A 6000-nucleotide genomic window follows, 5' to 3' on the forward strand; every position below is an offset into this window, starting at 1 on the left:
AACTTCTAGTTTGCGGCGAGGTGTCCCTCATGTCCGCTTCCACCACCCCCTCTTCCCGTCCCGCCGTCACCGAGCGGGAGGCCCGTGAGGTGGCGGAGGCCGCCCGGGAACAGCACTGGCGCAAGCCCAGCTTCGCCAAGGAGCTGTTCCTCGGCCGCTTCCGGCTCGACCTCATCCACCCCCACCCCCTCCCGGACGACGCGGTGGCCCAGCGCGGCGAGGAGTTCCTCGCCAAGCTCCGCGACTTCGTCGAGACGAAGGTCGACGGCGCCCTCATCGAGCGCGAGGCCCGGATCCCCGACGAGGTGATCGACGGGCTGAAGGAGCTCGGCGCCTTCGGAATGAAGATCGACACCAAGTACGGCGGGCTCGGCCTCGGGCAGGTGTACTACAACAGGGCGCTCACCCTGGCCGGCTCCGCCAGCCCCGCGATCGGCGTGCTGCTCTCCGCGCACCAGTCGATCGGCGTGCCCCAGCCGCTGAAACTGTTCGGTACCCAGGAGCAGCGCGAGCGCTTCCTGCCCCGCTGCGCCCGCACGGACATCAGCGCCTTCCTGCTCACCGAACCCGACGTCGGCTCCGACCCGGCCCGCCTCGCCACCACCGCGGTCCCGGATGGCGACGACTACGTCCTCGACGGCGTGAAGCTGTGGACCACCAACGGCGTGGTCGCCGACCTGCTGGTCGTCATGGCCCGGGTCCCCAGGAGCGAGGGCCACCGCGGCGGCATCACGGCCTTCGTCGTGGAGACGAACTCGCCGGGCGTCACCGTGGAGAACCGCAACGCCTTCATGGGCCTGCGCGGCATCGAGAACGGCGTCACCCGCTTCCACCAGGTCCGCGTCCCCGCCGCCAACCGCGTCGGCGCGGAGGGCCAGGGCCTGAAGATCGCCCTGACCACCCTCAACACCGGGCGGCTCTCCCTGCCCGCTTCCTGTGTCGCGGCCGGCAAGTGGTGCCTGAAGATCGCCCGGGAGTGGACGGCGGCCCGCGAGCAGTGGGGCAAGCCCGTCGCGCACCACGAGGCGGTCGGCTCCAAGATCTCCTTCATCGCGGCCACCACCTTCGCCCTGGAGGCCGTGACGGACCTGGCCTCGCAGATGGCCGACGAGGACCGCAACGACATCCGCATCGAGGGCGCCCTCGCCAAGCTGTACGCCTCCGAGATGGCCTGGACGATGGCCGACGAACTCGTCCAGATCCGCGGCGGCCGCGGCTTCGAGACGGCCGACTCCCTCCGGGCCCGCGGCGAGCGCGGCGTACCCGCCGAGCAGCTCCTGCGCGACCTGCGCATCAACCGCATCTTCGAGGGCTCCACCGAGATCATGCACCTGCTGATCGCGCGCGAGGCCGTCGACGCCCACCTCTCGGTCGCCGGTGACCTCATCGACCCGGAGAAGTCCCTCGGAGAGAAGGCCAGGGCGGGCGCGAACGCGGGCGCCTTCTACGCCAAGTGGCTTCCCAAACTGGTCGCGGGTCCGGGTCAGCTCCCCACGTCCTACGGCGAGTTCAAACACGAGGTGGACCTCTCCACGCACCTGCGCTACGTGGAGCGCACCGCCCGCAGGCTCGCCCGCTCGACCTTCTACGCCATGTCCCGCTGGCAGGGCCGCATGGAGTCCAAGCAGGGCTTCCTCGGCCGGATCGTCGACATCGGCGCCGAACTGTTCGCCATGAGCGCGTCCTGCGTCCGGGCCGAACTGCTGCGCGGCCAGGGCGACCACGGCCGCGAGGCCTACCAGCTCGCCGACGTCTTCTGCCGCCAGGCCAGGATCCGCGTCGAGGAGCTCTTCACCCGCCTGTGGACCAACACCGACGACCTCGACCGCAAGGTCGTCAAGGGCGTCCTGTCCGGCACGTACGAGTGGCTGGAGCAGGGCATCGTCGACCCGTCGGACGAGGGCCCCTGGATCGCGGACGCGACACCGGGGCCGTCCCGGAAGGAGAACGTCCACCGGCCGATCCGGTAACCCCGGCCTTCGTGGGGGCGTGCCCGAGTGTGGCGCACGCCCCCACGTAGGGGATGCGCTGTCCTCACACACCGGCCTTACGGCAACAATGGAGCAATGAGCGACAGTCCAGCACCCCTCGCCGACCCGCACCTCGTCTACGACCCCGTAGCGGGCGACGGCCCCAAGGACGTGGTGATCCTCGGCTCCACCGGGTCCATCGGGACCCAGGCCATCGACCTCGTGCTGCGCAACCCCGACCGGTTCCGGGTCACCGGCCTCTCGGCCAACGGCGGCCGGGTCGACCTCCTCGCCGAGCAGGCACACCGGCTGCGCGTGCGCACGGTCGCGGTGGCCCGCGAGGACGTCGTGCCGGCCCTGCGCGAGGCGCTCACCGCGCAGTACGGCACGAGCGAGCCGCTCCCCGAGCTCCTGGCCGGTCCGGACGCGGCCACACAGCTCGCGGCATCCGACTGCCACACCGTCCTGAACGGCATCACCGGCTCCATCGGACTCGCCCCGACCCTGGCCGCCCTGGAGGCGGGCCGCACCCTCGCGCTCGCCAACAAGGAGTCGCTCATCGTGGGCGGCCCGCTGGTCAAGGCCCTCGCCAAACCCGGGCAGATCATCCCGGTCGACTCCGAGCACGCCGCACTCTTCCAGGCCCTGGCCGCCGGCACCCGGGCCGACGTCCGCAAGCTGGTCGTCACCGCCTCCGGCGGCCCCTTCCGCGGCCGTACGAAGGCCGAGCTCGCGAGCGTCACCGTGGAGGACGCCCTCGCCCACCCCACCTGGGCCATGGGCCCGGTCATCACGATCAACTCCGCGACCCTCGTCAACAAGGGCCTGGAGGTCATCGAGGCACACCTCCTCTACGACATTCCCTTCGACCGCATTGAGGTCGTCGTGCATCCCCAGTCGTATGTCCACTCGATGGTTGAGTTCACGGATGGATCGACACTGGCCCAGGCGACCCCGCCCGACATGCGCGGGCCCATCGCCATCGGCATCGGCTGGCCCGAGCGCGTGCCCGACGCGGCGCCCACCTTCGACTGGAGCAAGGCCTCGACCTGGGAGTTCTTCCCGCTCGACAACGAGGCCTTCCCCTCGGTGAACCTCGCCCGGCGCGTGGGCGAGCTCGCGGGCACCGCCCCGGCGGTGTTCAATGCGGCCAACGAGGAGTGCGTGGAGGCGTTCCGCCAGGGCGCACTGCCCTTCGACGGGATCATGGACAACGTCACCCGGGTCGTCGAGGAGCACGGCACCCCGCGTACGGGAACCTCACTCACCGTGTCGGACGTCCTCGAAGCGGAGACCTGGGCACGGACCAGGGCCCGGGAACTGGCGGCACAGACGGCGGAGGCCCGTGCATGACGACCCTGATGTTCATCCTCGGCATAGTCCTCTTCGCGGTCGGCCTGCTCGCCTCGATCGCGTGGCACGAGCTGGGGCACCTGTCCACCGCCAAGCTCTTCGGCATCCGTGTGCCGCAGTACATGGTCGGCTTCGGCCCCACGCTCTGGTCGCGCCACAAGGGTGAGACCGAGTACGGCGTCAAGGCCATCCCGTTCGGCGGCTACATCCGCATGATCGGCATGTTCCCGCCCGGCCCCGACGGCCGGATGGAAGCCCGCTCCACCTCGCCCTGGCGCGGCATGATCGAGGACGCCCGCACCGCCGCCTACGAGGAGCTCAAGCCGGGCGACGAGAAGCGCATGTTCTACACGCGCGCCCCGTGGAAGCGCGTGATCGTGATGTTCGCGGGCCCCTTCATGAACCTGGTCCTGGCGGTGGCGCTGTTCCTCACCGTCCTGATGGGCTTCGGCATCACCCAGCAGACCACCACCGTCAGCTCGGTCTCCCAGTGCGTCATCGCGCAGAACGAGAACCGCGACAAGTGCGAGAAGGGCGACCCGGCCGCCCCGGCCGCCGCCGCCGGGCTCAAGGCGGGCGACAAGATCGTCTCCTTCAACGGTGTGAAGACCGACGACTGGAACAAGCTGTCCGACCTGATCCGCGCCGCCCCCGGCCAGGAGGTGCCGATCGTCGTCGACCGCAAGGGACAGGACGTCACCCTGCACGCGGAGATCGCCACCAACCAGGTCGCCAAGAAGGACTCGAGCGGCCAGATCGTCGAGGGCCAGTACGTCCAGGCCGGCTTCCTCGGCTTCAGCGCCGCCACCGGCGTCGTCAAGCAGGACTTCGGGGACTCCGTGACCTGGATGGGCGACCGGATCGTCGACGCCGTCGACGCCCTGGCCGCCCTCCCCGGCAAGATCCCCGCCCTGTGGAACGCGGCCTTCGACGGCGCCGAGCGCGAGGCCGACTCCCCGATGGGCGTGGTCGGCGCGGCCCGCGTCGGCGGCGAGATCTTCACGCTCGACATCCCGCCGACCCAGCAGCTGGCCATGGCCCTCATGCTGGTCGCCGGCTTCAACCTCTCCCTGTTCCTGTTCAACATGCTCCCGCTGCTGCCGCTCGACGGCGGCCACATCGCGGGCGCCCTGTGGGAGTCGCTGCGCCGCAACACGGCCAAGGTGCTGCGCCGGCCGGACCCTGGCCCCTTCGACGTGGCGAAGCTCATGCCGGTCGCCTATGTCGTCGCCGGGATCTTCATCTGCTTCACGATCCTGGTCCTGATCGCGGACGTGGTTAACCCGGTGAGAATCTCCTAGTCATACGGCGTTCGTGGCGGCCCGGCATGCTGAGCGCCGGGCCGCCCCCGATGGGGTGGCCCGGCGGGTGGGATGTGCCCGCGTCCAGGCGTGTGCCGTAATCTCGAAGCTCGGAGCCCGCTGCTCACGGGACCGGACCTTGATCCACGACTTGGGGTTGCACAGCAGATGACTGCGATTTCTCTCGGCATGCCGTCCGTTCCGACCAAGCTCGCCGAGCGCCGGAAGAGCCGCCGGATCCAGGTCGGATCCGTGGCCGTCGGCGGAGACGCCCCCGTCTCGGTGCAGTCGATGACCACGACGCGTACGTCGGACATCGGCGCGACCCTCCAGCAGATCGCGGAACTCACCGCCTCCGGCTGCCAGATCGTCCGTGTCGCCTGCCCGACCCAGGACGACGCCGACGCCCTGGCGACCATCGCCCGCAAGTCGCAGATCCCCGTCATCGCCGACATCCACTTCCAGCCGAAGTACGTGTTCGCCGCGATCGAGGCGGGCTGCGCGGCGGTCCGCGTCAACCCCGGCAACATCAAGCAGTTCGACGACAAGGTCAAGGAGATCGCCAAGGCGGCCCGGGACCACGGCACCCCGATCCGCATCGGCGTCAACGCCGGCTCCCTCGACCGGCGCCTGCTCCAGAAGTACGGCAAGGCGACCCCCGAGGCCCTCGTCGAGTCGGCCCTGTGGGAGGCGTCCCTCTTCGAGGAGCACGACTTCCGCGACATCAAGATCTCCGTCAAGCACAACGACCCCGTGGTCATGATCGAGGCGTACAAGCAGCTCGCCGCCCAGTGCGACTACCCGCTGCACCTCGGCGTCACGGAGGCGGGCCCGGCCTTCCAGGGCACCATCAAGTCGGCCGTCGCCTTCGGCGCCCTCCTCTCCCAGGGCATCGGCGACACGATCCGCGTCTCGCTCTCGGCGCCCCCCGCCGAGGAGGTCAAGGTCGGCATCCAGATCCTGGAGTCCCTGAACCTCAAGGAGCGCGGCCTGGAGATCGTCTCCTGCCCGTCCTGCGGCCGCGCCCAGGTCGATGTCTACAAGCTGGCCGAAGAGGTCACGGCCGGTCTCACCGGCATGGAGGTCCCGCTCCGCGTCGCCGTGATGGGCTGCGTGGTGAACGGCCCAGGCGAGGCCCGCGAGGCCGACCTCGGTGTCGCCTCCGGCAACGGCAAGGGCCAGATCTTCGTCAAGGGCGAGGTCATCAAGACCGTCCCCGAGTCCAAGATCGTGGAGACCCTCATCGAAGAGGCCATGAAGCTGGCCGAGCAGATGGAGAAGGACGGCGTGACCTCGGGCGAACCGTCGGTGGCGGTCGCGGGCTGAGCCTTCCAGGACCGGCGGTCGCCCCGCGCCCTGCCCATCAGGGCGCGGGG

At 70.1% G+C, this 6000-nt stretch carries 4 protein-coding genes; all 4 read left to right on the forward strand.

All coding sequences use genetic code 11. The features are described 5' to 3' along the window. The first annotated feature begins 29 nt into the window (after positions 1-29). A complete protein-coding gene (locus ACFU3E_RS27115; protein WP_384163460.1) occupies positions 30-1970 on the forward strand; it encodes an acyl-CoA dehydrogenase family protein in 1941 nt (646 codons plus the stop codon). 96 nt (positions 1971-2066) lie between these two features. Continuing rightward, positions 2067-3323, forward strand: coding sequence for a 1-deoxy-D-xylulose-5-phosphate reductoisomerase (dxr, locus tag ACFU3E_RS27120; protein WP_384163463.1), 1257 nt, complete (start codon positions 2067-2069; stop codon positions 3321-3323). 8 nt (positions 3324-3331) lie between these two features. Beyond that, positions 3332-4624, forward strand: a complete 1293-nt coding sequence (locus ACFU3E_RS27125; protein WP_384163466.1) for a M50 family metallopeptidase — start codon at positions 3332-3334, stop codon at positions 4622-4624. Positions 4625-4792: 168 nt separating this feature from the next. Next, on the forward strand, positions 4793-5950 hold the full coding sequence (ispG, locus tag ACFU3E_RS27130; RefSeq protein WP_104781360.1) for a flavodoxin-dependent (E)-4-hydroxy-3-methylbut-2-enyl-diphosphate synthase: 1158 nt from the start codon (positions 4793-4795) through the stop codon (positions 5948-5950). The last annotated feature ends 50 nt before the right edge of the window (positions 5951-6000 follow it).

The sequence above is a fragment of the Streptomyces sp. NPDC057424 genome (assembly GCF_042803315.1).
Lineage (GTDB): Bacteria > Actinomycetota > Actinomycetes > Streptomycetales > Streptomycetaceae > Streptomyces.